This is a genomic window from Paenibacillus sp. JMULE4 (genome assembly GCF_013337105.1).
GTDB lineage: Bacteria > Bacillota > Bacilli > Paenibacillales > NBRC-103111 > Paenibacillus_G > Paenibacillus_G naphthalenovorans.
The window spans coordinates 351,227-378,009 of the sequence record NZ_SGWF01000011.1 but is presented as its reverse complement, the minus strand read 5'-3'; the positions used below and the strand labels follow the sequence as shown (position 1 = coordinate 378,009).

25 protein-coding genes and 3 pseudogenes are annotated in these 26,783 nt (G+C 46.2%); 12 read left to right on the top strand and 16 right to left on the bottom strand.

All coding sequences use genetic code 11. The annotated features are described in order from the left end of the window. Nucleotide 1: 1 nt before the first annotated feature. On the bottom strand, nt 2-874 hold the full coding sequence (locus tag EXW96_RS07020) for an aliphatic sulfonate ABC transporter substrate-binding protein (protein ID WP_174350211.1): 873 nt from the start codon (nt 872-874) through the stop codon (nt 2-4). After that, the gene (locus EXW96_RS07015; RefSeq protein ID WP_062409162.1) at nt 867-1,877 is read right to left on the bottom strand and encodes an ABC transporter substrate-binding protein; all 1,011 of its coding nucleotides are present in this window, start codon (nt 1,875-1,877) and stop codon (nt 867-869) included. The genes EXW96_RS07020 and EXW96_RS07015 overlap by 8 nt, the downstream gene beginning before the upstream one ends. A gap of 462 nt (nt 1,878-2,339) precedes the next feature. On the opposite strand from EXW96_RS07015, the gene EXW96_RS27350 reads away from it, so the two are divergent. Then, nucleotides 2,340-2,879, top strand: coding sequence for a hypothetical protein (locus EXW96_RS27350; protein WP_254611273.1), 540 nt, complete (start codon nt 2,340-2,342; stop codon nt 2,877-2,879). After that, nucleotides 2,876-3,865, top strand: coding sequence for a diguanylate cyclase domain-containing protein (locus EXW96_RS07010; RefSeq protein ID WP_254611272.1), 990 nt, complete (start codon nt 2,876-2,878; stop codon nt 3,863-3,865). The genes EXW96_RS27350 and EXW96_RS07010 overlap by 4 nt, the downstream gene beginning before the upstream one ends. A gap of 5 nt (nt 3,866-3,870) precedes the next feature. On the opposite strand, the gene EXW96_RS07005 is transcribed toward EXW96_RS07010, so the two are convergent. After that, on the bottom strand, nt 3,871-4,587 hold the full coding sequence (locus tag EXW96_RS07005) for a YebC/PmpR family DNA-binding transcriptional regulator (RefSeq protein ID WP_062409164.1): 717 nt from the start codon (nt 4,585-4,587) through the stop codon (nt 3,871-3,873). Nucleotides 4,588-4,867: 280 nt separating this feature from the next. Between EXW96_RS07005 and EXW96_RS07000 the strand changes: the two genes are divergently transcribed. Beyond that, the gene (locus EXW96_RS07000; protein WP_062409165.1) at nt 4,868-5,095 is read left to right on the top strand and encodes a helix-turn-helix transcriptional regulator; all 228 of its coding nucleotides are present in this window, start codon (nt 4,868-4,870) and stop codon (nt 5,093-5,095) included. Beyond that, nucleotides 5,092-5,382, top strand: coding sequence for a DUF2178 domain-containing protein (locus EXW96_RS06995; RefSeq protein ID WP_249929584.1), 291 nt, complete (start codon nt 5,092-5,094; stop codon nt 5,380-5,382). Before EXW96_RS07000 ends, EXW96_RS06995 begins: the two co-directional genes overlap by 4 nt. A 93-nt stretch (nt 5,383-5,475) precedes the next feature. On the opposite strand, the pseudogene EXW96_RS06990 reads toward EXW96_RS06995, so the two are convergent. The 11 genes and pseudogenes from EXW96_RS06990 to EXW96_RS06945 form a co-directional block, all read right to left on the bottom strand. Beyond that, nucleotides 5,476-6,173, bottom strand: a pseudogene (locus EXW96_RS06990) (response regulator transcription factor). A gap of 17 nt (nt 6,174-6,190) precedes the next feature. Then, nucleotides 6,191-7,624: a sensor histidine kinase gene (locus EXW96_RS06985; protein WP_174350210.1), complete on the bottom strand. Its 1,434-nt coding sequence runs from the start codon at nt 7,622-7,624 to the stop codon at nt 6,191-6,193. A 14-nt stretch (nt 7,625-7,638) separates the two neighbouring features. Continuing rightward, nucleotides 7,639-8,391, bottom strand: coding sequence for an ABC transporter permease (locus EXW96_RS06980; RefSeq protein WP_174350209.1), 753 nt, complete (start codon nt 8,389-8,391; stop codon nt 7,639-7,641). Beyond that, entirely contained in the window at nt 8,378-9,103 is a 726-nt protein-coding gene (locus EXW96_RS06975) for an ABC transporter ATP-binding protein (RefSeq protein ID WP_062409169.1), read from the bottom strand. The genes EXW96_RS06980 and EXW96_RS06975 overlap by 14 nt, the downstream gene beginning before the upstream one ends. Before the next feature lie 77 nt (nt 9,104-9,180). Then, entirely contained in the window at nt 9,181-10,455 is a 1,275-nt protein-coding gene (locus EXW96_RS06970) for a hypothetical protein (protein WP_174350208.1), read from the bottom strand. Between the two features lie 423 nt (nt 10,456-10,878). Continuing rightward, nucleotides 10,879-11,286 (bottom strand): annotated as a pseudogene (locus tag EXW96_RS06965) (efflux RND transporter permease subunit); the annotation flags it as partial. Then, a pseudogene (locus tag EXW96_RS27345) lies at nt 11,279-11,427 on the bottom strand (MFS transporter); the annotation flags it as partial. The pseudogenes EXW96_RS27345 and EXW96_RS06965, both read right to left, overlap by 8 nt. Nucleotides 11,428-11,429: 2 nt before the next feature. Next, on the bottom strand, nt 11,430-11,909 hold the full coding sequence (locus EXW96_RS06960) for a DUF6530 family protein (RefSeq protein WP_054819366.1): 480 nt from the start codon (nt 11,907-11,909) through the stop codon (nt 11,430-11,432). Between the two features lie 414 nt (nt 11,910-12,323). Then, the gene (gene sigK, locus EXW96_RS06955; protein ID WP_174350206.1) at nt 12,324-12,860 is read right to left on the bottom strand and encodes an RNA polymerase sporulation sigma factor SigK; all 537 of its coding nucleotides are present in this window, start codon (nt 12,858-12,860) and stop codon (nt 12,324-12,326) included. After that, nucleotides 12,817-14,457, bottom strand: a complete 1,641-nt coding sequence (locus EXW96_RS06950) for a recombinase family protein (protein ID WP_174350205.1) — start codon at nt 14,455-14,457, stop codon at nt 12,817-12,819. Before EXW96_RS06950 ends, sigK begins: the two co-directional genes overlap by 44 nt. Before the next feature lie 269 nt (nt 14,458-14,726). Further along, nucleotides 14,727-15,488, bottom strand: coding sequence for a hypothetical protein (locus EXW96_RS06945; protein WP_174350204.1), 762 nt, complete (start codon nt 15,486-15,488; stop codon nt 14,727-14,729). Nucleotides 15,489-15,763: 275 nt separating this feature from the next. Here EXW96_RS06945 and EXW96_RS06940 point away from each other — a divergent pair, with 275 nt between their 5' ends. Genes EXW96_RS06940 through EXW96_RS06930 form a run of 3 tightly spaced genes read left to right on the top strand, consistent with a single transcriptional unit; the run spans nt 15,764 to nt 19,352 of the window. Continuing rightward, nucleotides 15,764-17,272, top strand: a complete 1,509-nt coding sequence (locus EXW96_RS06940; protein ID WP_174350203.1) for a tyrosine-type recombinase/integrase — start codon at nt 15,764-15,766, stop codon at nt 17,270-17,272. 14 nt (nt 17,273-17,286) lie between these two features. Then, a complete protein-coding gene (locus tag EXW96_RS06935) occupies nt 17,287-18,414 on the top strand; it encodes a tyrosine-type recombinase/integrase (RefSeq protein WP_174350202.1) in 1,128 nt (375 codons plus the stop codon). Continuing rightward, on the top strand, nt 18,411-19,352 hold the full coding sequence (locus EXW96_RS06930) for a tyrosine-type recombinase/integrase (RefSeq protein ID WP_074730144.1): 942 nt from the start codon (nt 18,411-18,413) through the stop codon (nt 19,350-19,352). The genes EXW96_RS06935 and EXW96_RS06930 overlap by 4 nt, the downstream gene beginning before the upstream one ends. 432 nt (nt 19,353-19,784) lie before the next feature. Here EXW96_RS06930 and EXW96_RS06925 read toward each other — a convergent pair whose 3' ends face one another. Together EXW96_RS06925 and EXW96_RS06920 are read right to left on the bottom strand one after the other, a co-directional pair. Further along, nucleotides 19,785-21,869, bottom strand: coding sequence for a DEAD/DEAH box helicase (locus EXW96_RS06925; RefSeq protein WP_074730145.1), 2,085 nt, complete (start codon nt 21,867-21,869; stop codon nt 19,785-19,787). Nucleotide 21,870: 1 nt separating this feature from the next. Continuing rightward, nucleotides 21,871-22,464: a hypothetical protein gene (locus tag EXW96_RS06920; protein ID WP_074730146.1), complete on the bottom strand. Its 594-nt coding sequence runs from the start codon at nt 22,462-22,464 to the stop codon at nt 21,871-21,873. 136 nt (nt 22,465-22,600) lie between these two features. Here EXW96_RS06920 and EXW96_RS06915 point away from each other — a divergent pair, with 136 nt between their 5' ends. From EXW96_RS06915 to EXW96_RS06895, 5 genes are all read left to right on the top strand, one after another. Further along, nucleotides 22,601-23,251 (top strand): hypothetical protein, encoded by a 651-nt coding sequence (locus EXW96_RS06915; RefSeq protein WP_217437279.1) that lies wholly within the window; start codon nt 22,601-22,603, stop codon nt 23,249-23,251. Then, entirely contained in the window at nt 23,217-23,612 is a 396-nt protein-coding gene (locus tag EXW96_RS06910; RefSeq protein ID WP_174350090.1) for a hypothetical protein, read from the top strand. The genes EXW96_RS06915 and EXW96_RS06910 overlap by 35 nt, the downstream gene beginning before the upstream one ends. Nucleotides 23,613-23,733: 121 nt before the next feature. After that, a complete protein-coding gene (locus EXW96_RS06905) occupies nt 23,734-24,546 on the top strand; it encodes a hypothetical protein (RefSeq protein ID WP_074730148.1) in 813 nt (270 codons plus the stop codon). 98 nt (nt 24,547-24,644) lie between these two features. Then, on the top strand, nt 24,645-25,064 hold the full coding sequence (locus EXW96_RS06900) for a hypothetical protein (RefSeq protein ID WP_174350201.1): 420 nt from the start codon (nt 24,645-24,647) through the stop codon (nt 25,062-25,064). A gap of 296 nt (nt 25,065-25,360) precedes the next feature. Next, nucleotides 25,361-26,725, top strand: coding sequence for an ISNCY family transposase (locus EXW96_RS06895; protein ID WP_074730239.1), 1,365 nt, complete (start codon nt 25,361-25,363; stop codon nt 26,723-26,725). Nucleotides 26,726-26,783 lie beyond the last annotated feature (58 nt).

Here is a 26,783-nt window from a genome sequence, read left to right as displayed (position 1 = left end):
GCTAAAACCGCATCTGCAACCGTAATCGGCCGGGAGAGGAGCCTTGACGGGCAAAGAGATCAGCTACACGCTGCTGCTCGGAGACAAAATCCCGACTGACAGGGTGAAGACCCCATGGCCGCCGCCGGAGCGCGTCCTCCCAAGCATCGATAGAAGGCCAATCGGGCAGGTCGCGGGCAAAAATCTCGGCAGCCTCACGATGATGCTCCCGAACCCATGCATCCGAACGCTGCAATGCACTGACGACCGCGTCGAGGATCTCCGGCCTGTTCGTTGCAAAGTCACGACTGGCGAACCATACGGATCGGTGAGAAATAAAGGGGGCGACAGGGAGAAGCGTGCGAACCGCACCGTCACGCTGAAGTGCTGCAAGCTGCGGATCGTTTCCAATCCATGCCTCGACCTCCCCGGCCACCAGCGCATCATCCCCTCCGCGACTCAGATCGATCCGCTCGATGTCTTTGTAGGCTAAACCATGTTGATCGAGCGCAGTGATGAGAAAACTGGTCTGCCACGAGCCTTCGGCAAGGGCAACACGCCGGCCTTTCAGGTCCGCAATCGAGTTCACAGGCGAGTCGGTACGAACAACAAGCGCTCCGCTTGCGGGGCGCGGTTCCGAGATGGCGACATAAACCAGGTCAATGCCGGAAGCTTGCCCGGTTAACGGCGGAGTAGCACCCGTGCCGCCGAAATCGATCTCTCCCGCCGCCAGTTTTTGAGGGGTTCCCGCCCCGTCTTCATAATCAACCCAGGCGACCGCTGCGCCATGCTCCTGGAGAATGCCCTCTAAAATGCCTGTGCGGCGCAGCACGAACAGTGAATGGTTATTCGGATGCACGCCGATCTTAACGTCGGCGCCAGCAATGTTAGTCATGATTGGACACTCCTTCATAGTAATTTTTTTCTGCGGCGGCCAACGGTCCGGCGTGGACCCACTCCCGGACGTTGAAATCACCGGCAAGGAAACCGTGTTCGAATAGAAATTTACGTTGGGCGTCAAGAGCAGCGAGCAAGTTCTCATGCAGTGCGGGCCGAAGAGATCCGTTCCGATAAGCCGTCTCGACAAATTCAGGAGAAGCGCCCGTCTCGGCGGCAATGACCCGGGTTAGATCACCGCGATGATCGGCGGCCCAGTCGGCAGCGCGAAGCAGAGCTGTAAGAACGCGCTCAACGACACCAGAGTGCTCGATCAGTTCCGCATCGACCGTCACAGCTCGTGGCACACCGTTATTCACCCGCACAAGCGGGTCCGGGTGAAACCCGAGATCTGCGACCTCGCGTACATCCAACGTGCGGGCTGCCTGGAGACCGGTTGCGCCTTTTACAAAGATGGCATCGACCTCGCGGCGACGAAGCGCGTCGATCTCGGTGTCCCAGGAATCACGGCGGCCGGCGGAGGGAGCCTCAAGATCGACAGGTTCGACATCGTCAAGCGTGAGTCCGGCTAGCCACAGTGCGCTGTGGAACCCCCGAAGTGCCTGCGCTGCCCGGAAGTCGATCTCTAAATAACGGTGACGGGGGATACCGATACGGCGTCCTCGCAAATCGGCAGGTCCGGAAATATTGGCGTCAGGGAGCGCAAGAATCGTCTGGTACTCATCGACCCAGACAAGAGCCACCAGCCGTGTGTCACGTCCCGTCGAGCGCGCCCACAGAGCCGGAATGTTGCCCCCTTCGCGGACGAGGAACGGAAGCGAGTGGTCAAAGTGTGCCCCGTGCATGGCAGCATCCTTTTCATCCTGCAGCACACTGGCAAGAATCCCCGCTTTCGCAAGCTCCTTTTGCAGAAATCCGCGGTCAAACGCAACGCTGCTTGCCGTCGGAACCGGACAGCGTGTAATCGATATACGTTCGACTGTCGTTTTTTTACTGGACATGACGTATCCTCCTTGAATTCTACTTGTATACAGATCCCAGTCATTGCACATCAACCGATCGGATCCGAACGTGGTTGCCGCATCCTTTTCGATTTTCATTCCGGCTAAAAAAAATTAAACCTCGATGTCAGCAAATGTTTGCTGGCAACGAGGCCTCCATACGAATGGTTAGCAATCCTATATTTCTTATTTATATAGTTGGTATTATGATTATAATTATTGCTTGGAACTTCTGTCAATAAATTAGACAACCTCCCAGTATCAAGCATCCACTACCCCATTACCGGACACGGTTTGTTCGATTCCTTCTGAATAAGCGCACCACAAAATTGTAAACAAATGCAGCGCACTTACCGATATATGAATCAGTAAAAACATTCCTGGTCTCTTTTCAGCAAAGGAGACCTTCAATTATCCAATTATTCTTTTGACAGCCATGAACATCCTATAGGAGGTAATTCAGTGCATCGTGGTTTCAAAACTAAATTGATGATGATCATGGGCTTTTTCAGTATTGTATTGACACTCAGTGTGTCGTTAGTGAACCAACACCGCTGGAAGGATAATTTAATAACAAGCTACATGAGAGAGGTCTCTTTGGTTGAAGACATCATCGTCAACGCTGTCTCGGACGCCGACAAAGCATTTCAAATGCTGGACAGCGATATCGAGAAAAAGATGAGCGACTATTCAGACCGGCTGTTAAACAAATACCGGGAAAACCCGAATGTAGAATCATGGGACTACCAAGCACTGAAAAATGAATTGGATGGGATGGACATCTATATCATAGATGATACGCAAACGATCCTATACAGCAGTTTTACCAAGGATATAGGATTGAATTTCAGAGAAAAAGACGGCACCTTGGGTCCATTCGCACAGCTCTTAAGAGAAAGGCTGAAAGGAAACCAATTCGTAGCGGACGGCCTGGATCAGGAAACCAATACGGGCAAATTAAAAAATACAGCTACGTTCCCACGCATGACCATAAATATTTGATCGAACTTGGCTTGTACCAAGAAAATAATCCGATTTTCAAGAGCTTTAACTTCCTTGAAATCAGCAGTAAACTGAAAGAAAAATACAGCTATATCAATGACATCACTGTGTATACAACCTCGGGAAAAGCCATCGGCAAATCAGGCGAAGATGGAAAGTCGCTCCTGGTCGCCGACGAAAACAGGCCAATCTTCAACAAAGCGGTCCATGATAAAATAGTGCAAAAAGTAAAAAGAACGATACATGGCGATCCTGTCACTTATCGCTATGTCCCATATATCGTTCAATTTGAAACCGATGTGGCTAAGCATACGGATCAACGCATTATTGAAATTGTTTACAACGAAAAAGATTTAAAAAACAAACTAAAGCAAAATAATCAAATCTTCTTGCTTCAGCTATTTGCTACCATCGCCTGTGCCTTAATGATTTCCTACATTATTACAAGGCTGGTTGCAAGACCAATGTACCTGGCATCCCATGATTTGCTAACGGGCCTTTCAAATCGCGCAGTTTTCGAAAATTCGCTTATGTCAAGCGTTGAAAAAAACAAGAAAAAAGGAAGAAAAACAGGGTTATTGCACATAGACCTTGATAATTTCAAAAAGATCAACGATACGCTTGGACACGAAGCGGGCGATTATTTTCTCAAAGAAGTGGGCAGGAGAATCCGCTCCGTTGTTAATGATCCGAACGATATCACGGCACGTCTTGGAGGAGACGAATTCGTGATCATCCTTAACCATGTAATGGATGAGAATGCAGCCTCGAACGTTGCGCTTCAGATTATTCAAGAGTTAAAGCGCCCCATCGAAATTAAAGGGGCGGATGTCGTAAAAGAGTATAACATTACCGCATCTATCGGCATTGCTCTTGCTCCTGATCATGCTCAAGACTCGGACGAATTATATAACTGTGCAGATCAGGCGCTCTATCATGCAAAACGTACCGGCAAAAATACATTCAGCGTGTATAACAAAGCTTGAAAGCCTTATTTTTCATCCACATTGTGATAAACGCGCTGGACATCCTCCAGATCTTCAAGTGCATCGATCAGTTTCTCGAACTGCGCTAATTCGTCTGGTGCAAGATTCACGTAATTTTGCGCAAGCATGGTCAGTTCCGCCACGGTAAATTCCGTAATGCCCGCCTGCTTAAGCGCGGTTTGGACGGCATGAAACTGGTCCGGCTCGGCATAGATGATAATGGAATCATCTTCTTCTGTGATATCTCGAACGTCCACATCGGCATCCATTAATAACTCCAATACTTCGTCGGATGTTTTCCCTTCAACGCCGATAACCGCCGTCGGGCTAAACATATAAGATACAGAACCACTAACTCCCATGTTGCCGCCGTTCTTATTAAAAGCCGAGCGTACGTCCGCTGCAGTGCGGTTGACGTTATTCGTAAGCGTATCAACGATAATCATGGCGCCGCTCGGTCCGAATCCCTCATAACGGAGCTCCGAATAATTGTCCTCCGAGCTTCCTTTGGCCTTTTCGATGGCCCGGTCGATTATGGCTTTCGGCACATTGTATGTTTTGGCCCGCTCAAGCACGAATTTTAACGCTTGATTGGATTCCGGGTCGGGTTCCCCTTTTTTCGCCGCTACATAAATCTCTATTCCGAATTTGGCATAGACCCGGCTCGTGTTGGCATCCTTCGACGCTTTTTTTTCTTTAATATTATTCCACTTACGCCCCATGTTTTACCTGCTTTCTTTTTTGTACTTTATTCCAGCTTGCAGCAAAACAAGCCATACGAATTCTCTCTTCAATTATATTATATTAAATAAAACGATATCTGGACAAGCTCTCACATCGTGGAAACCCCATACCAATGAATGATTCCACCCGATGGCAGTCGGATATAAACCGTCCCCCGCACTTCTTGATATTGGAGGCCTTTAGGTAAAAAGTTAAAAATAGTTTACAAAATGTCAAAAATAAATTACCTTATACACCAAAGGAGGCGATAAATCGAATATGCAGAAAAACGGCAGACTATATAATAAACTAAACGTGCTAAGAGCTGAAAAAAAGTGGACACAGCAAGATTTAGCCAAAAAAGTCGGAGTTTCGAGACAAACCATCGCTTCTATTGAAGCCAATCGCTATAATCCATCCCTGATTTTAGCCTTTGAGATTTCATTTGTTTTTGATAAAGAGCTGCAGGAAGTTTTTCAATACGAATTAGTCGAGGAGAAATCATGATGTTTACTCTTATCGGTATCATTTTATCTTTTATCGGACTTGCCGCGGTCATCTTTTCAGCGTATTTCATTAAAAAGGAAGGGGGAGACGAAAGAGGGGATAAAATATTGGGTATGGCAGGAATAGCCGTTTATTTTTCATTTTTGTTAGGCTATTTGGTTATTTTTATGATCAATACGATCGTGCCGCTAAATGGAGAACAATATACGTTTGCCTTCACTTGTTTATTTGCATTCGTTGTCGTGTCTTATGCTATGACGATAATAAGTTTGAAAAGACGGTATTAGCATATGGGAATTTGCGGCCAAGCCATTAAACCGGCCCGGCAAAAATCAGCGGGGGTGGGAGGAGGCCGCCTGTTAAAGCGGGGACCGTCGTTGTCAAACTATAAACCGGTACCCGGATCCCCAGACTGTACCTATATATTGAGGCTTGGACGGGTTCTCCTCGATTTTCTCCCTGATCCGGGCGATGTGTACCGTAACCGTGGACGCATCGCCAAGCGCATCCATCCCCCAAATCCGTTCAAACAGCTCTTCCTTGCCAAATACCCGGTTGGCATTTTGCAGAAGAAACAGAAGCAGGTCGAATTCCTTATGAGCCAACGTTACTTCTTTCCCGTTCACAAAAACCCTTCTGGCCTCCTTCTGGATCTCCAGCCCCCTGACCCGGATCTTGCCGCCTTCGTCAACATGGCCGAACCGTTCTTTCATCCGTTCAAACTTGTTTAGATGAGCGTTAACCCGGGCCACCAGCTCGCCGGAGCTGAAGGGCTTTGTAATATAATCGTCCGCGCCAAGGCCAAAACCGTTAATTTATAAATTTCCTCCGCCCTGGCCGATACCAGCAGCACGGGAATATCCTCCTTCTCGCGGATCGTTTTCAAAACCTCGAATCCATCCATCCCCGGCAGCATAATATCCAGAATGATGAGGTCAAACGTTTCCTCCTCCAGAGCTTTCAAACCGTCCGTTCCGCTATTGACGATCTTCACGGAAAAGCCGCTCAGCACCAGATAATCCTTTTGCAGATTGGCTATGCTTTGATCGTCTTCAACAATCAATATCTTTTTTTTCATCGTAACCTCCAAAAATGCTAATACTTTTTCAGAGATATCATCATGCGGGTTCCTTCTCCTACAGTGCTTCTGACCCAGATCTTTCCTTCATGGCCTTCCACAATTTGTTTGGCAATAGCCAGCCCAAGGCCGCTGCCGTCCACACTCTTTCTAGACGGATCCGCACGATAAAATCGTTCAAAAATATGGGGAAGGTCAACCTCGGGTATTCCTTTTCCATTGTCTCTGATTTCTATGATAGCGGATGTCCGGGTTTCCCTTAAAATAATATCCACCTGTCCGTTAACCTTTTCCATATACTTCCTAGAATTATCGAGAATGTTTTGAATAACCCGTTTCAACCTTTCCCTATCGATTAACACATAGACGGGCTCCTTCAATTCACTGATCAGCGCCAGTTTGATATTCGCCTTTTCATATTCGTAGCGATGGTCAAACACGCAATCCTCGAAGTACTGCTCCAGATTCGTTTTTTCAAAATGATAAGGGATTTGGTTCAAATCCAGCTTGGAGTACAAAAGAAGATCGTCAATCATGGCGTTCACCAGCATCGCCTTTGATCGTGCCGTTTCCAGGTATTCCTCCATTTTGTCCGGTGTGTTGGCTACCCCGTCGATAATGCCTTCGATATATCCTTTAATGGAAGTCACAGGGGTCTTTAAGTCGTGAGAGATGCTGGATATCAAAAATTTCCTGTTTTCATCGTATTTCTGCTGCAGATAAACAGACTCCTTCAGCTTAATCCTCATGAACTCCAGCGTCCTGCACAGTTCCCTGACCTCTCCTTCGCCTTCCTCCGCAATCCCGAAGCTTAAATCGCCCTCACTAATTTTAACGGCGGCATCTCTCAGCCTGGCGATCGGTGTAATGATGCCCCGGGAGAACCGGTAGGAAACCCAAAAGTTCATGATCAAAAAAGAAAGAATAAAAAAGCTGACCGTAAAGATGCCGAGAAACAGGTAAAAGCCCGTTTTCAGCTTGATCGGCGCAAGCAGCAGCAAAACGCCCTTATCTCCCGATTGAAGGCTGTAGTCCGCTCTGGCAAACATATAGGTTTTGCCCTCCAGCTCCAAAGTATCAAGATTGGGCATATTATCGGATAACATCAAGCTTTTTTCAATGTCGATGGCATTAAACTTTTTTGTGGTATATACAACCTCTCTGTTTTTCAAAATAACGGCATTCGCCCCCAAAGCCTTAACCCGATCGGACAGCTCCTGCTGATAGGATTTATCAAGCAGTTGTTCGAACTCTAGGGTCTGCGCCGCCCTCTTGATCTCGCCGATCCCTGATCGGACTTCAAAGATCCTTTTGAAATCGTCGATATCCGCTTCCGGACCAAGCACTTTCGTATAAGCTGCAACGAATATGATGACAGCCAGAACGGTTAATGCAATGGAAACCAGCACGGTCAGCGCATTCATCATAAAAAAGCGTTTGGTTAATTGCATTTGGAGATACCTTTCTATATATCCTTGCGGTCAAACAAATAATAACCCGCTGTAAATAACATTATACCACAGCCCGACATGATCAGGATCTGGCGGAAAATTTTAAAACCGTTGACCGTTTCCGAAATCCAAAGCGTATACCAGTCAAACATGGAGGTAATAAAGAAACTCGAAAAATTGGAAAAAACGATGCCTAAAAAGTTAAACCCGATAAAAATAATGATCGAGAGAAAAAAAACCGCCAGTCCGCCCCGAAGGATATTGGACAGCAATACCACGAGAAGACCAAATACAAAAACAGGAAAAAACGTTGTGACATAAGACAAAACGACCCTTACGATTCCCGTCAGGCTGGCGGACGAAGGATTAAATATAAACCCGGCAAGCAAAGAAAGAATCATCACAAACAGCAGGTTTACAGCAATGAACACGGCTAAATTCAAAACCTTCGCGCTGAATACGCCGAATCTGGAAACAGGCCTGGTGAGCGTGATTTTCATTGTATTTGACGAAAATTCGCCGTTAAACATATCGATGGCCACAAAGGTTGCAAAAAGAGGCAGGATCGTATAAGAAAACATCGATAGAACCACCAAAGGAAATTCGGTGCTGCCTACAACTCTTAATCCAAGACCATGCTTAATTGCCGTAACGGCAACTTGTCCGATCACCACGGCAAGAATGGATAAAATGGCGGCCGCAATCATTTTTTTCTTTTTCAACAACTTGACGTTTTCATTGATAAATGCAGCCTTAAACCCTGCCATTCCGGTCCACCTCGCTAACAAAATAATTTTCAAGTGACGAATAATTGGAAAGGATATTATGGGTATATTCCACATTGACCAGCTTTCCGCCGTAAACCACTCCGATCCGGGTGCAGGTCAGCTCGACATCATGGATCAGGTGGCTGGAAATAAAGAACGTGGTTCCTTCTTCCTCGGCAAGCCGCTTGATCATCCTCCGCATATCCAGCATACCCTCGACATCAAGTCCGTTTAAGGGCTCGTCCAATATTAACAACTTTGGCCTCGAAAGAATCGCTGCCGCTACCCCAAGCCTTTGTTTCATCCCAAGCGAGAACTTTCTCGATTTTTCATTTTTATATTTTAACATGCCGGTGATTTCAAGACATTCGTCGATTCTTTGCTGGTCCACCTGCGGATAAAACCTGGCAAACAGCTTCAGGTTTTCGTTTGCCGTTAAATAAGGATACGACTCCGCCGTCTCGATAATACACCCCACATGCTTCATCGCATTGACATAGTCCTCTACAATGCTGGCGCCGAAAATCTTCACGTCGCCGCGGTCCGGCTTCATGAGTCCCGCCATCATTTTCATAGCGGTCGTCTTCCCCGCGCCGTTTGGTCCCAAAAAACCGAAGATATCGCCTTGATCGACTTCCAAATTCAAATCGCTGATTCCCCGGCCGTTTTTATATACTTTGGTAAGGTCTGTGATTTCAATCGCTTTTGTCAAAGATAACATCCCCCAATACAAATGACATAGCTGTCCCTGAAGTGAAGTTCAAGTTCACTTCAGGGACAGCCTTTCGATTACTCTTCAAATACGCGGTCAAATTCCCCGTCGAAATACGGGTGACTTGCGTTGGATCTATACGAGTTTTCGTCCAGGATTTCTATGTTCAGGTCGAGATAAATTTTACCGGAGCTGCTCGGATGAAGCTGCCCGTTTTCCTGCTCGCCTTTGGAATTGGTATAAGTAAAGAAAGACATCGCCTTTGATTGGTCCGGATTATATTCAAAATTAAAGTTATATTTGTCAGGATAGTCGGACTCGAATCCGGGTTTCACGGTTTCGTAGTATTTGCCCGTCACTTTATTATTTTCCACGCTCGTGATTTCAAGGATTCTCTCGCCGATTTTCACGAATTTGCCGTTTTTCTCGAGGACGATGTTATTTTTATATTTCCCCACATGCTTGCTGCTAAATCCGCTGGAATGGCTCACTTTCTCAACGTTTGCGCCTGTCAGATCAGGCTTTGTAATTTTCGTATTTCCAATGTCGGATAGCTTGAGAACCACGTTCAGCGATAAATCATGCTGCACTCCGTTTTTGTCTTTCCCGGAGAGAAACACATCGCCCGTTACATTTTCCAATAATCCCGCTTTGTTTTCAACGGCCGTGCCCGAAATCTTTTTAACAAAAACATCGCTATCAATATCCGGCAGCTTCGAATTTTTATACGCGCGGCTTTGGGAACTGATAAACTGCTTTATACCGAAGGAAGAGACGGCATTGACTACGGCAGGCACCTGCGCCTCAGACAAGCTTCCCGAGTATACTCGTCCGCCCTCTGGTCTTTCTTCAGCCTGCACATAGTCCTTCAAATTGCCGACGATGGCGTCAACGATCTTTTCGACCTCCGGCGCCCCCTTCTCGTTAAACGGATTGGTAAACCTGTTCCCTATTTTCCTGTTGAGATCGTCGGGGTATTCCGTCACATAATATTTGTCTTCCGTTCCGCTTTTCCAAATCGAAAGCTTCTGGTCGGAATACGAATATTCCGTTGATGTTTCGCCATTTGATTTTTGAATCTTACCTGAGCTTTCAAAAACTTGCTTTTCATTATCGATTTTATTGAAGAGGGAAGCCTGAAGCAAGGTTTGATCGTTATCCTTCAGCGTGTACAGCGCCTCGATGGTGTAGTTGTTCAATCCCTTCTCCATCTGCGCCGCGGTATTTTTTATTGAACCTTTAAACCGGTCATAGCCTGAGCCAAGCGCCATATCGGCAAAGGCTGTGGAGATAAAGACACACGCTCCGATCGTAAATGAGAGGACAGTCATCGCATTTTTACTAAGTTTCATTTCGGATCTCCTTTATTTATCTTTTATTTCATCTTGGGGAAACGTTTCCTTACCTTTCATTATAATCAGGGCTTATTGAATCCTTCTAAAGAAACTATTAACAATTTATAAACTCATGCCGGTGCAAAATATATCAAACCGTAGGCGCTCGAGCGCACCCTGAACAAGCTTCTGGAACGATTAGACGATACATGTCGATTTCAATGGATAAGACGTAAGTCTCCGAACTTGTAGCCAAACAAAAAAAAGCCACTGGCAGTGGCTGTAAATCACGAAAAATTGAACTTCAAGAAAGTACAGACTTTCCCCTTTATCCATCCTGTTCCCTTACAATTAACCCGAGCCATCCATGGATAGACGGTATCTCCGTTTACTCTTGCCGCTGAGTTTCATCAGGAACTCATAAACGACAGGCACGATCAAAAGCAGCACGATAGCATTCGTGACTACGATACCGATCAGCATAAGCGCCCCCATCATGGCCGATACACTGAGCGTCTCCCCCGTGACGAAAAGTCCGACAAGACCACCGATAACCGTAAACGGGAGCGAGAACATAATCGCAAACGGCGCGAGCCCCCCGCCGAATGTAATGACAAGAATGAGGTAAACAATCGCAACGGCGGCTGCCATCGCGAGACCCAGTTGGGTAAAGGTTTCGTTGATCTGTTCCGTAACGCCGCCGAATTTGACTTCAACGTCCGCCGGTTTCTCCAAGTCTTCGATTTTTGCCTCAAGATCGGAGGATGCCTTCGCTACATCTTTTGTGGTGATGTCGGCATTAATGTCGACGACCATCCTGCCTTCGTTGCGCGTGATGGTGTTCGGCGACTGAAATAAGCGATACGTACACCGGGTTATTATTTGTTAGCTGGGTGACATAAAGATGAACAGCATAGTTTCGAATCCAAATTCCGACTGTAACAATACCCGTGAAAGAATAATGGTTCGAACATAAGGATTGGAAAACAGCTTTAATACCCCATTTCCTTCAACATTCTTGATAACGTGCGCAGCCTTTCACCGATCAGCTCATCATCATCACTCAGGGCTTGACTGAACAGTTTGATATCTTCATTGATTTTTTCATTGTCCGTACAAACAGCCACAGTCATAGCATCCCCCTGCAGACCAACCCTGTCGATGACAGGATTATGCGGATCATATAGATGCTCGTATCTGTAGGCTTCGCGGAAATGCGCCAAGGAGCGGCAAATCAGAATAGACAGATCAAGAACGCGATGGAGAGGCAGCTCCTCGGATTGCCGCGACCATTTTTCCCCTGTATATCTCCATACTTTCGCAGAAATATCGACCTTTCCCCTATCGTTCCACTGAGCTAATCCCAAGGAAAGACCTTTCGCATCTGTATTTCCGGCAAGTCGACCGTCAACCTGCTCATAGTTTTCAGAAACGACAACAGGCTTATGTTTTAACGTAGTAGGAATTTTCATTTTATTTCCTTCTTTCTGTTACTAAATTAGTAATTAACTGAATTACTAATTCATTGTATTTCATTTTTTATCTTTAGTCAATTCGGTATTCGGCTGTTACCCGTTATTTGGGCCAAAGGGGAAAAAAGCCCATGTATCAGGACATGAGCTTTCTCAGCAATAAATAGGAATCTTGGGATAAGGCATCGAACACAGCGGAATCAACCTGAGAAATGGACGCGCAACCGTAGTTTAACTCGATAAGCGCTTGGTAAGCGGAGAAAGGTGACTCGCTTTATCGATGGCGCTTTCTACCAGCTTTGTGGTGAGAATCCGCGCTTTGTAATCAACTTCATTAACGCTTGCTTCTCAATTCGCGACATATATATAAGTGCAATCAAAATGACACATTAAAAGGAAGGGCAACCCCTTCCTTCACCGTTTCTGTTTATAAAACTCATGATACAGCTTCATCAATGCCCGCTTCTCGATCCGCGATACATAAGAACGCGATATGCCCAACTCCTTGGCAATTTCGCGCTGCGTACGTTCCTCTCCTCCCGCCTCGAGTCCGAAGCGGCCGACAACCACTTCCCGCTCCCGTTCATCCAATATATCGAGGTTTCGGTAAATTTTCGATTTTTCAATCTTCAACTGTACTTTATCCACGACATCATCGGTTTCTGTGCCAAGAATGTCAATCAATGTAATTTCATTCGCTTCCTTATCCGTACCGATCGGGTCATGAAGCGATACGTCTTTGCGGGTCTTTTTCAGCGAACGCAGATGCATCAGGATTTCATTCTCAATACACCTCGCTGCAAACGTAGCCAGCTTGGTCCCTTTGTCAGGACTGAAAGATTCGATCGCTTTAATCAATCCTATCGTCCCGATCGAGATTAAATCCTCCAGATCTTCTCCCGTGTTATCAAATTTTTTGAGGTTGTGAACACGAACCGATGTCATCCTCATGCTGAATAAATTGTTGGCGTTTTAACTCATCTAGTGCTCCGACTGCAGTAATCTGTACTTCGTTCCCGTCGTAGCGAATAATAACTTCATCAACCAGGGTCTCCAGGATATGTCGCTTCTCCTCAAGGGTAAGCTCGTCGCCGGCGCTCTCGATAAAGTTTCGGACAGCCTTGGAGACCTCGGCAATCCGATTGGCCGATATTTCCTTCTCCGCTTGTTCTGACAACTGCTTTTCGTACCCGGCAAGCTCTTGCTCCAACGACTTTAGTCCGGCATTAATCTTTTGCATTTCGGTAAGCATCTCCTGCTCATCAATGACCTCCCGCTTGAACATGATTTTGATTTTTTCCTTTTCCTTCTCCTTCTGCTCCAGCTGACGTTTGATGTGGTCCGCGGCGGATTGAAGTTCCAGGTTAATCTCATTCGATTTGCTTTGCAGCCGCTCCATATAATCATCGGGATTAGACAATGTCTCCAAAATGAGCTGCCAGACGTAATGATCCAACATATCGGCGCGCAACGTTTGAGTTGGGCACTTCTCAACTCCTTCACCATACTTCTTTGGGAAGAGGTTTGGACATCTGTAGCAGGTGTAACGGATCTTTTCTCCCGTTTCTTTATTTACCCGGCCTGTATAAGTAGTTGCTTGCCACATTCTGCCGCAATGTCCACACCGGATCATGGATTTTAACAAATACTCATACTTTACATTTCCTGACCGTTTCATGTTTTTCTCTTTCTGCACCTGGGCTAATTCAAACAGTTGCGGGTCAATGATACTTGGCACGGTAACCTCGATCCAGTCCTTTTCCTCGCGAAAGGCATATGTTTTTTTCGGTGTGCCGTTCTTGGTTTTCTCCCCGCGAATCTTCCGGGTTTCTCTACGATTGTAATAGAACTTGCCGATGTACACCTCAGAAGTAAGAACCCTTCTAATGGAACTGGCGCTCCAGTTCCTGCTTTCCCCTCGTTTGGGTACCGCCCCCAACGCATAGAGTCGATCCCCGATTTCACGAAGCGTATAGTTCTCATGAACATACCAGTGGTACATTTTACGAACGAATTCGGCTTCCTGCTCATTGATAATGAAGGTATTTTCGTGAAGGTCATATCCATAGGGAGCCACACGCATGGGCATGATCTTCTTATCTTTTTCCACCGCTTTGAGTCTTCCGCGTACCGTCCGCTTCTTGATTAAAGACAACTCGTATTGTGCAATGGAACTCATCAGGTTGAAAAAAAGCTGTCCTTCCGGTGTATTCCGGTATTCCGTGTCCACGAACACCAGCTCGATATTGCTCCGCTCCAGCTCTCGGCAAAGGATTAATTTATCCGTCAAGTCCCTGGTCAACCGGTCAGGATGCGTAACAATCAAACGACGGATCAGACCTTGTGCAGCATCCTGCCTGAATTCATTCATGGCGGGCCGATCAATATCTTCACCCGTGAATCCTTCCTCGCGATAAACCTTGATCATGGATTCGGGGATCCCCAAATCTTTCGCTTTCCGCATACAAATCTCAATTTGTGCATCAAGGCTTGTGCCCTCTGATGCTTGCATTCCTGTAGAAACCCGTGGATATATAGCCGTATACATGGAGGTTCACCATTCTCCTTTCTTACCACAATTACATTCCAGTATGGACAAACGAAGAAACAAAAAACCGGCTTATTCAGTCGGTTTCAAGATCAAACGCTTTAGGATGTAGTCTATAACGGCATTTTTGGCTTCGGCAGCAGATAAGGTGTTTGAGTTTTGTGCAGTATCGCTACATAAAGTATGAGGCACATATACGATTTTGATTGTCGGCATTCGCTCCATACTTTTCACCTCAATACACCTTATTCCATCTGCGGTTTGTCCTATCACAAGCGCATGGTGTTTTGGATATACTTGAACTCTGTTTCCATGATCCGAGCAATAGCTGATTCATGATCCGCCCCAATGAATGTCCAGTATCGGTACCCAGGTATAACGGATTGGGTAATGAATCCAGACCATGTGAAGGACGTCGATTTTAGAGCGGACATGAGTTGGTCCAAAATCAATAAATCAGCTTGATAAAGATCAACAACGACCACATCCGCTCGTGATTCCAATCGGATATAACATTCTTGATCCGTGCTTGTCTGGACGACATATCCATTTACATCTCTATTACGGTCTTCAGCCATTCTCAATAGCGGAATTATGGCTTCCATACAAGTTAAAGCTATCCCACTAAAATCATAATTTTTGAAGTTCCATCGCTCTACAACAGACCCATCCTTATAAACCCAATCAAAAGGTACGCGGTGGATGATGCCAAATTGGGCTAGCAGCTCATTGGTAAATCTTCTTCTATATTTCACTGGATGATATAGGTCAGAAATCGTTGAAGAAGAATCCGAAAAATCCCCCAGCAAGAGTGTTCTTAGCTCCACTGTCCTTAAAGCAAAAGCCTGAATCAATGCTCTTCGACGATTAGGCAAGGAGAGCTTCCGCAGCAGAATACCAAAAGTTATTGGGTCAGTAGCTGCCAGTTCTTTCACCTCATACCAGTCTCGATCATGCCTGCTGATATAAGTGATTTCGTCTATTTCACCATGGATGAATTTTAAGGCTAGTTGAAGAATGTCTTCCTTCAACCTAAGCTTTACACTCCATCAGCTTAATCCCGTATCAAAGCACTCATCATCAACTCTCCACAAATGGAGCTGATTCTTGTTTCTTTCGACCGAAATCCTCGCATAACCCGAAAACCCAACGAGCTTTTGCTCCATTTGTGGAGCAACCAGGACAGAAAACGAAAGCAAATGATACCTTTACATCAATGATGTGGACCATCGGGCCCCACCTCCTTTCTTAAGCAAAAGCTGCTGTCTGAACGGTCAAAGAAACAGAATCTGAGGGAGAGATGTAGATGGATAACGATCAGAATATTAAAGATATCGATATTTTGGGATTCACGTATTCGGATCATTGGAAGCAAAATGCGAAAACTATTGCAGAGATTGCTTCTTATGCGAAATCTACTTCGCTAGAATGTTTAGAAACCTCCCCAACTGGCAATCATGATATTAGAAGTCTAAGTTGGGAGAAGGTGCTGTCGTTCTTGAATAACTTGTATGCATTCCGATGGCCTGAAGAGGATACGTCAATAAGTTCTCTAGGCTCGCATGGCTTGAATGAATGGCTTTTTAAAACCCAAATCCAAGGTCGAATTTTTACACCTGTAGTACTCGATTTCCTGGAAAAGAAAAAGTCACTCAAATCAACCAGCTATTTTTCTTTGATTCAATACGCACTAGAGCTCATTAATTTTTTCAAAACCCGCACTGGGCTTGATGCTCGATCCATTCAAGACAAGGAATTGACCAATAAAGATGACCTTATTAATTTCACGGAACAATCATACCCGGACTTTATTCAACGAGACATGATTCTTGCGATATCTAGAAAATTATTCTCGTATGAATTCGATCTAAAGAAACCTTGTGAGAGTCAGTCTCCAGAAGAAGCAACTCAAGTTATCCATCACCCTGCGATAAATGCGCACATCATCTATTTAATCCGATCAGGGGTGAAAGTTAAATCTGTTGCCAAGTACAAGTTCAGTTACACCATGTTTATGAATTGGCTCCATACCAATTACATCCAATTCCAGAGTAACTCGATCAACGACCTTCCTTTATCGATGGTTACGGAAGAGCTACTCATCGAATTCAGGCAGTACTTATTACGGCTGGCATCGAAAGGTGTCTATAGCAAACACACGGTTAGTGACCGTTTCTACGATATCCGATACTTATTGTCTAACCTTTTCAAGTTAGGCTGGCTCTCTAAAGACATTACTTTGGATGTCTCCGGAATCCCGTATGAGAAGTACCTTTATCGCGATTTACCGACCGATGCTGAACTTCAAAACTTTTACCAAACGATCCTACGTCATTCAGACCAGCCAATACTGGAGCTCGCAGCATTTGGGTTGATGCTCTTACTTGGGTTGCGGATACATGAGGTAGCAAGTATTCGTTATGAGGACCTCAATATAGAGAATAAAACCATCTCTGTCTTCGGCAAAAACGAGAAATCGGTCTTGCTCCCGTTACCTGAACCATTACAAAAGTATTTTCAATCTCTGATGGCAAGCCGTTCTCGTAATGACTATGTGTTCGGCGACAATATCCAAGCAATTATTCGCGAATTACGGGCACGCTACAGGCTCTATTCCTTTGTCGCTGGTTGGAATTATCCGGGAGGTCCCCATTTACTCCGGCATGCTTTCATAAGCAGGCTGTCGGAACGTTCGGATTGCCCGCCACAGTTACTGATGTATCTAGCAAGACATGACCGGCCAGAAAATACTGCACGATATGTTCATCGAAGTCCACATCAATTAACAGATGCCGTGAATAAAATCAACTACTGATAGGAGTTGTTCACATGCCAAAAGTAATCCGAGATACTAAGTACTCTGAACTCAAGGAACAATTAAACCAGTTGTTAAGTCATTATGGTCCAGAGAAAATGCGACAAGTTATGGAAACCTTTCCTGTCCAGACACAGACAAAACCTAATATGCCCCCGGCAGTGCGGAACGTTTCATTTCTCGAAGCCGTTGATGCTTTCTATCAAAGCAGCAAGTTTTCTGGTCTTAGCCGGACCACGCAAACAACGTATCGGTCAGAGATGAAACTTTTCCAGCAACATGTGAAGGAAAAGTTTGGCAACGATCCGCAGTTTGAAAAGGTATCAAACGGCGAATTCTTGTCCGACTATATTAAGCTTAATGAGGATCCTAATACAAAAGCCAAGAAGTCTTCCTTTCTTCGCACCTTCATAAAGACCACATACAAAATATTTTATGGCCATCAGGATCTCGGGGACTTGAAGACTATACTACGCGTTCGATGGTCAAACGATGACGCACCAAAAGCCTTTACTAAAGTGCAGATCGCGGAAATCTTGCAGATCGCTCAATCTCGTAACCACGATAGCCTTTACACTGCAATTATCTGGACTTTCCTTGGGAGTGGAATTCGCATAAACGAGCTCTGCCATCTAAGAATCGGTGATATCACTCCTGATACTCAAACAATCAAGGTAACACCCAAAGGGGCTGAGAATACCAAGAAAGTCCGAAAAATCAACGAGCTCGCCTTAATGATGCTCACAGATTTTATAGAGAAAAAATACAGTCGCGCTCGCGAGGTGATGCCAGATTCCGATTATCAAAGGCTCTATATCTTTTCAAGCACTGCCGGGGATAAACCCATCACATCTAGAGCCATTCAGCAATTTATAAAACGTATTATTCGCGAGTCTCAGTCGATAAAGGAGGAAGACAAAGATCGTTTAGGTCCTCACTCTTTTCGTCATTCTTTTGCCGTTCAAGGCCTTGAAGCAGGGATCGATATATACACCCTCTCGAAGCTTTTAGGACACGAATCGATCGACAGCACAATGAAATACTTGCGGCTATTCGATGATCAGCTTCGAGACGCCATTAACAAGCACCCATTTGCTCAAGAAGTCATGAAGCAAATTAAGGAAAGGCTGGAGAAAAAATGAGCCACTTATTATTGGACTCTCCATACTATACCAATTGGAAGAAACATACCCATCTTAAAGAATCGGCAAAATACACTTATAGCCGTCAATTCCTCAAATTTGAGCACTACCTTAGTCAGGATTACGATGGAGAACTGGATTTCGATAAATTTTACTACGACACGGAATCCGAGACCTATCGTCCTATTGATGCTAATTGCATCGATGGTTATATTGAGTTCTTGAAGCAAAGATATCAGGCCTCAAAGAATACCATTTTCAATAACATAGTTTATCTGAAGCACTTTTTCACATTACTCCATGGCCTTGGTATGGTTAAGCAAAACCCCATGAAAAATTTCCCAAACCCTTATTACGAAAGACGAATTATTGATCGTTCTCTTTCGCTCGAAGAGTGTCAGAAATTATTTCAAGTGGCTATTAAAGCCGACCCATTTGTCCGGAAGTACTTCACCCTATTTTTGCTAATGACTACGACCGCTCTTCGAAACAGGGAGATCATACAGTTAACGCTTGAACAGATTGATTTTGAGCGCAGGGTTATTATAGTGAATAAAGGACAGAAAACCATATCCGAAGTCGTTTACATGCCCGATTCCCTCGTTGAAGAGTTGGAACGTTATTTGAATCATCCTTCTATACAAGAATGGCTGAAATCCGGCCATCCAGAGGTTTTCTTCGAGAATAATCGTCCCTTAACCAAGGAAGCGTTAAACCGGATCATTAAGGCGTTTTGTCGGGAAGCCGGAATACTAAAGAAAGTCACAGCCCATAGTTTCCGGCATACAACGGCATACTTGATGCAAAAAAGTGGAATTGACATCATCGCCATTAAGCGCCAACTACGCCATAAGCAGCTGTCGACAACTTTGCGATATGTTCCTCCAGTTGACGCTGCCAAGCTGTTGAACGACGCGTGCTCAACTCTAATTGAATAACAACAAAAAGAACCCGAAGAAAGCAAAGAAAACATGCTTTCATTCGGGTTCATTTATTTGAACAATTATAGTACACAAAGACAGACTAGTCCTGTGGTGTAATTAATCTCCATAAAGGGAATTGGATACCGTTAAGCTCACGGGATAGGTATCAATCAGCTGTCCCGCGAGGACATGATTTGGGCCAGAGGATGGCAACTCATTAGGCTTCCGTTGGGAACAGAAGCGATAGAAGGACTGATTACATTATAATTCTAGTAATGATTAATTTCAACATTCTTATAGACCCGCGTAAAATGAGATGAATCTTTTCTTCAAAGATCGATAGAAATGATGATACTCTCTCCGCCAAGCATTGATTTCTGTTTCATGCCTTTAATGTCGACAATTACTACTATAGGCCTAACAGCAGTTGTTAATTTTAGACTAGCCCTAATTTCCAATAAACAACCCCAACACCTCTACTGTTTCCTCCTCCGCACGCGTCCAAACCGACTCCCGCAACTCTTGCACAAGCCCCTCCGGCCGCAGCCAGCCTTGTACATCTCGCAGGCGAAGCTTATCTGGCAGCATCCGGTTTGCCAGTGGCAGACCTAACTGGCTCTCAGCAGTATCCAACCTGATGCTCACAGCGACGTGTAAGAGGTCTGCTGCAGGATGAACTAGCCAGCGTGGCTTCAGCTCCTCGCGGAAGCTGACGTAGTACGGCGTGATCTTCGACGGTCGTTCCTCGGGTGCGACGTAGACGGACAACAGCCGCAAGGCGAGGCTCATACGCACGCCGCCGAGGTGGAAGGCGCAGTAATACCCGTCCTTATCCTGCACGACAGGCCACTCCCCCTCCGCCAGCAGCAGCTTGTGGCGAAGCACCATCGGATGCTCGGTCCTCCGGTTTGCCGGACCGCTCACGTATGACCATTGACTTTCGCCATCGGGCAGCCGGGCTGAGGACTTGACCTTGAGAGAGTAAGCAGAGCGTTCGACCACTTGAAAGTGGTTACCGCCGATGCTAAGTCCTTTGCCTTTCAAGTGTTTTACTTGGTTAGCCAGCCTCCGCCCAGTGACCGAATCCACGGCGGTTTGGCCTGGCAGCGTCTCGATGACAGAGTGAAGCTCGCCCCGCAAGGCCCGATCTCTTGCCTTGGTCGTTAAGCGAACCCCCCTCGGTGTATCATGAATATCACCGCCGTTAGCCATCATCGTTAACAGTTCCTGCATAATGGCGCCATCAATTTCCTTCTCGAACAGACGGCAAATAAACTCCCGACTGCGCACTCCCCCCTTACCCTGAAATATGTAAGACAGTACCTGCTGCCGCAGTACGGAGCTGATCGGGCCTACTGGTTGATTAGCAAACCAGCCTACGCGAGCCGCTTCGAGCATCGCCTCCTGCAACACCGCGTCCTGCTCAGAGCGGGCGCACAGCATGACCTGCGTATGCTGCGAGCGGCGATTGCCGCGGCCGATGCGCTGCAGGAAAGCTGCCATATCCGGCGGCGGAGCGTCCAGGGCGACGCCGTCGACGTCGCCGATGTCGACCCCTATCTCGATGGTCGAGGTGGCAACCAGCACGTAGCGGTCGAGTCGGCGCACGTCCCGCTCGGTCATCTCGCGCAGTGTCTTCCCCAAGCTGCCGTGGTGCGCACCGACAGAATACCCAAAAACCCGCAGCTCCTTGCACAGTAGTTCGGTGAGCTCGTCCACGCGCTTGCGGTTATTGCAGAAGACGACCCATTTCTCAGAGCTTCGTCCCTTTGCACCGAGATACGCCGGGAGGGCTCGCTCCACAGGAGCAAACCGCATGCCAGGCGGCACCACTTCAATAATCTCCCGCTTTCCGGGTACGAACACGAGTCCGCCGCCGGGAAGAAAGGTGTCAATGACGGCCTGAGGCTCGGCGACCGTTGCGCTGAGGCCGACGATCTGCAATTGTTTGCTCCGAGTCCAGCCTGAATCATAAGCATGAGCCACCAGCCGTTTCAGCCGCTCGATTAGCCATCTTGTCTGCTCGCCGCGCGGAGATCCGTGCAGCAGATGAATTTCGTCGAGTACGACGGCGCGGACGTGAGCCAGAACGTGAGCGCTTCCATCCTCGGCCAAACCACGGCACAGCATACTGTCAAGTGACTCTGGCGTCGTAACAAGAATATGCGGAACCGCCTCCGACTCCCATTTGTATTCCCCCGTACGGCGCACGAGACGAAGCCCGAGCCGCTCTGCGGCCGGACCGAGCCTTGCATGGATGTCGTTGACGAGCGCCCGGGTAGGTGACAGATACAAGATCGTCCACGGACCGGACATCCCCTTCAGCCGCTCTACTAGCGGAGCATAAGCTGCCTCGGTCTTGCCGCTGGCGGTTGCTGCACAGATGAGAATGTTCCGACCGTCCAGAATCGGCCCGATCGCTTCCCGCTGGACCGGAGTCAGCCGTCCGAAGCGCTGGAAGAACACCGGCCATACCGTAGGAAGACGCCTGCTCAGTTGACGGTCCTTCTCGAGCTCCTGTGATGTTGTCAAACTAAGCCATCTCCTTCGGCGGTCCGTACAGTACGTCCAGGAACGCCATATACCATTTGATAAACTGCCTCAGCAGCTCGCTCTCTACATACCCGCGTCCGTCCAGCAGCGTATGCACGCGGTCGGCTACATTCGGATCGTAAGGGCGCTGAAGCTGATACGCCTCTTGATAAAAGCGGTAAATTCGATTGGCGAGTTCGAGCCGCTCCTCCTTTTGGAAAAAACGCAGTTCCAATGCGGAGCCTCCACTTGCTTCGACCAGATCGTTCAGGTAGACGTCTCCCTCGTCCATCGAGTCTCCCACGGTACCAAAATAGAGTGCTAGCGGCACCTTTGGTAAATTGCGTTGTCCACTGACATAACATTCTATCGCCCTCAAGGTCAGCATCAGCTTCTGCTTCTGTGCCTTGGTCAGATGCTTGTTCTCCGTCTCGAATTCGTCGATCGTAATGATAAGCCCCTTATACCCTGCAGCCTTAGCTAGCCAAGCCGTTCCTAGCAGCGATTCGACTAAGCCGTTCGGGCGGTCGAGAAGAGAGCGCGGGACCGCAGGGAAAACCTGCACACTCGCTCGTGTTTGCTTACGCAACTCCACCAAGCAGTCCCCGGGCGTGCGGCTTTGAGGGTGAATGAATCTGAATCGTTGTACCATATGCAATCTGAATTTCGGAAGCGTTCTTATCCGTTGGCTGTACCTTACCTGCGACGACGCTTTTATGGATATTTACTTATTGTTAGGCGATAATGATCCTCATCTCCCTAGATTGGATACTATGCACTCAGTTGCACATTTCTTTCCAGCATCTTTGAACACGTACATAGAGAACGACGATAAATTTGTTAGGCTTATAGGTTCAATTGATCGTTCAAATTATACGAAATCCATTGACGAAGTAGCAAGCCGATTGGACCATTACTTAAATAAACGTATATGTTTATCCGATTCATTAGAAAAGTACTTTCTTCGTGATGCTATTTTTTCGAATTACCAGCATCAGGAAGATGGAAAGTGGAAACTATATTTTAAATGTGATGAACGAACTATAAGGGATGAAGAATTCCATGCAGAGGATCCGTTACAGGAGTCTACAACAAACATCGAGGAATTGATTGCCATCTTGGAACAGAAAATTCACGAAATTCAAAGTATAAGTGAGTCGTTAGAAAGCTATGGAAAGGCAAGGCAAGGAGGAGTTGAAAAACCTCTCTTTCAAACCATCTATGAAGAATACGAATTTCAAATGGCGCCCATCAGAGCGATATGCAAAACGAATACAGTTTCTGTAAAACACAACCCAGTACCGCGACGGTACTGGGTTTGCTATATGCCGGGGAAAGAGGAGAAGAATGATCGCAGCGGCGAATATCTTCTTCTGGAGTAAAAATGTCCGCCGGCTTCAACCCGCCGCGCGGCAGCTAGGCCGGTATGCCCAAATGTCGCGCAAGCATGTGTTTTTGCTAGTTCCCGGGACGACGCTGAGAATGTGCGGCAAGGATCAGCAACAATTGAAGCTGTACAAAGTTTCGTTTCAATTGTTTCGTCTAACGGCATCAACAGATTCCCGAAGAAGAAATTTGGAAGTCCAACGTTCCATCGTGCCGCAAAATCTGTCCGGAATGATGGATTATGTCACATTGTATTTGGATCATGGCCAAGGATTATTTTTCCGGGAATCATCCTGTCGGCATGAGGAGCAGGGGTTCTATGATACGGCATTCTTTATATTTTGTAAAGAAATGTAATTCTATAGAACTATATACCATATTTTACAATTCTGATACAATAAAAGAGTTGGAAGATTATTCCTTTCGTTGATATGCTGGCCAGCTGTCAAAATAAAAGGTAGTGGAGGAACTAGTGCAAATGTTTAAAAAAGCCCTTAGTTTAATACTAGCTATTTCTTTAGTTATTCCTGTAGGAATTTCCACCGCTGCAACAGAAAAAGAGCCAAAGGAAAAGGATCCTGAAAAGATCCTACTTAAAGCTGGTTTTCCCCAATCTCTTCTGGATACATGGCCGGATAACGTTAAGCAGGATTGGGTTGACCGTGGTGTAACAAAATATGAAGGTCAAGTTTCACAGTACTATAAAAGAGACACAGAGACCGGTAAACTGAATTTAGAACAAACAGTGGACTCCTCTACCGGGCCCGGGGATGTAAGCTTGATGGGAACCATCCCCTCATCTGATATGGTTTTCCGTATTACAAGAGCATCTAGCGGAACCAGAACTTGGGGGATTCAAAACGAGATTGAATGGCTGAATCCAGATTTTATAATGGGGCCTGAAGACACGCTTGCAACGTCATGGAGTAGTAACCTCAGAGCTTATGGAAATACATTCAGCTGTTATCAAATGTATAAAGATAGCGCCGGCATTTTTCGTAATGATCCACCAGGAAATTGTGGAGGACAACCGTTTAACGCTGAAGAAAAGGGTGTAGCTTGGAAAATTGATTTTACAAATGGTTTCGATGGGTATAAGGCTTATTCATTACAAACTGTCTACGTAAGCAATGGTTCTACAAGCGGGACAGCTTCAATCTATTCAAGATATGCCCATGACACAAGTTCAAATTATCAGATACAAGTAAATTTTGCGAACTACGGTAGTATTGCTTTCTCCAGTAGCGGGTCTTTTGACCAAGCTGCTAATCAAAACGACTGGACTTATTAATCGAATAAAAAGTATTATAAAGCCAGGGTTAAATATCCTGGCTTTTTCATTAAGTATCAAGGGTAGGTGTATGTAAAAATGAGGCAACATTTTTTATTGTGATCTTAATAGTGGCTTTATCCCTTACAGGATGTAATGAAAGGACGTCAGACTATGCACTGTCCCCTTCATTTGATTTAGACATGGGCAGTAATCAAGCAATTGAAGTTACGGGTATAGAAGGGAAAATAGCAATTTCGTACACTAAACCGTTTCAAGCCGACACTCCATATGATGTATTATGGCTATTTTGGAATAATCAAAATAAAATAGAAGGTAAGAAAATGGAGGTTATGGGATTCAAAAAAGATAGCACTCTTACTAGCCAAATCCTTGTAGTTGAAAATTTAGGTGGAACACATTTAGGTGCAAATGCGCATCATAAAACAAAAATGATTATACCTGAACCGGGAATATGGAGATTGCAAGTTAAAATAGAGGGACAAGATTTTGGGGATATAGTTTTAGAAGTAAAATAAATTTTTCTTACTTATAAAAAAGACAAATATAAAAACCCTAGATCCAATGATCTAGAGTTTCCAATCGTCCATCACGGACAAAACGTGTGTCTTGCGGCAATTGCTCATCACGAGCGAAATTAATTAGTTTCCCCTGAAAAAGTCAGGGTGTTTTGAGCATAATTAAAAGGAATTCAGCACCTCAAAATGGAAATTGTTATTGTCGAGATAACAAAGTTCCACACCCCGAGGGAAGAATTCCTTTGCTATAGGAGTTCAACAGAAGCCCTCGGGAATCCTTCCAAGAGGTGAAGAAAATGTTGAAACTTCGAGACGAGCAATTGACCATCTGGGATGCCATTCTCCCGGAATCTGTTAGAAAGTTGCCGGTCGAGCTTGCAATCATAGATCAATTACTGGACGACGACCGTTTTCTTCAACCGTTTACTGAGTTGCACCCGAAAGGCAAGAAAAGCGGCCGTCCTACGCTTGCAATTGAAAAGTACATCCGTCTTATGGTCCTGAAGCATAAATACAATTTGGGCTACGAGTCACTCGTGAAGGAAGTCGGTGACAGCATCACATGGCGAATGTTCTGCCGGTTTGCCATCGACGAACCGATGCCCGACCCGTCTACGCTCATCTATGCCCGCAAACGCTACGGCGACAAGATCGTCGAAGACATCAATGCCGCACTCGTAAAGCAGTGTGAGGAAAAAGCCGTTCTGAAAACCCGCAAATTGCGCACGGATACGACGGTTGTGGAATCCGATATCCATCACCCGACAGACGCTACGCTGTTGCAAGATGGCGTAAAAGTCATCACTCGAACGATTCAGAAAATCCGGAAAGTCGCCTCCCACACTGTTCAAGGCTTTGAAGATCGTACGGCAGAAATCAAGGAAAAGATTCTGTCCATCGCGAAAGTTCTACGTCGCCGCACCCGTGAATCTTGGGAAGAAGTTGACCGGATCACTGGGAGCGTAATCGAAGTAGCCGAGAACGTTGTGAACAAGGCGCAAACCGTTATCGAGAAACTGCAAGACAAGGGCAAAGCTGCTCTTCGACAAAGTAAAACCAAACTGACCGAGGCGGTCACGCTAACCGGCAAGTTGTTGGAACAAGCCAAACAGGTCGTTTCCGGCAATCGAATCATCGCAGATCGGATCGTCAGTTTCTTTGACCCGGAAGCAAGACCGATTAAGAAAGGTAAGCTGGCCAAAGGAACTGAGTTCGGCTACAAGGTGCGAATCGACGAGACGGAAAGCGGCTTTGTGACCGGCTACGCTGTCTACGAGGGGAACCCCTCGGATGATGAACTGCTCGTTCCCGCTGTACAGGCGCATATCAAGCAATTCGGCAAAGCGCCGCAAGCTGTAGCGACCGACCGCGGTTTCTCAAGCAAGAAGAACGAAACGGCCATTACCGAACTTGGTGTGAAGCGAGCTAGCTTGCCGCGAAAGGGCAAAAAAGGCATTGCCCGATCCGAGTACGAAAACGAATTATGGTTCAAAGACTTGCAGCGTTACCGTGCAGCTGGAGAAGCGAAGATTAGTCTTCTCAAGCGGAAGTACGGTTTGAACCGCAGCAGGTATCGGGGCTTTGTCGGCTCAAAATGCTGGGTCGGCTTCGGGATTCTGACCCACAACCTGCAAAGAGCGGCAAAAATGCTCCAAAACTAACATGGAAACCGATCATTAGGGAAAGTTCCCCCTCACAACCCAGCCAGCAACCCGAAAC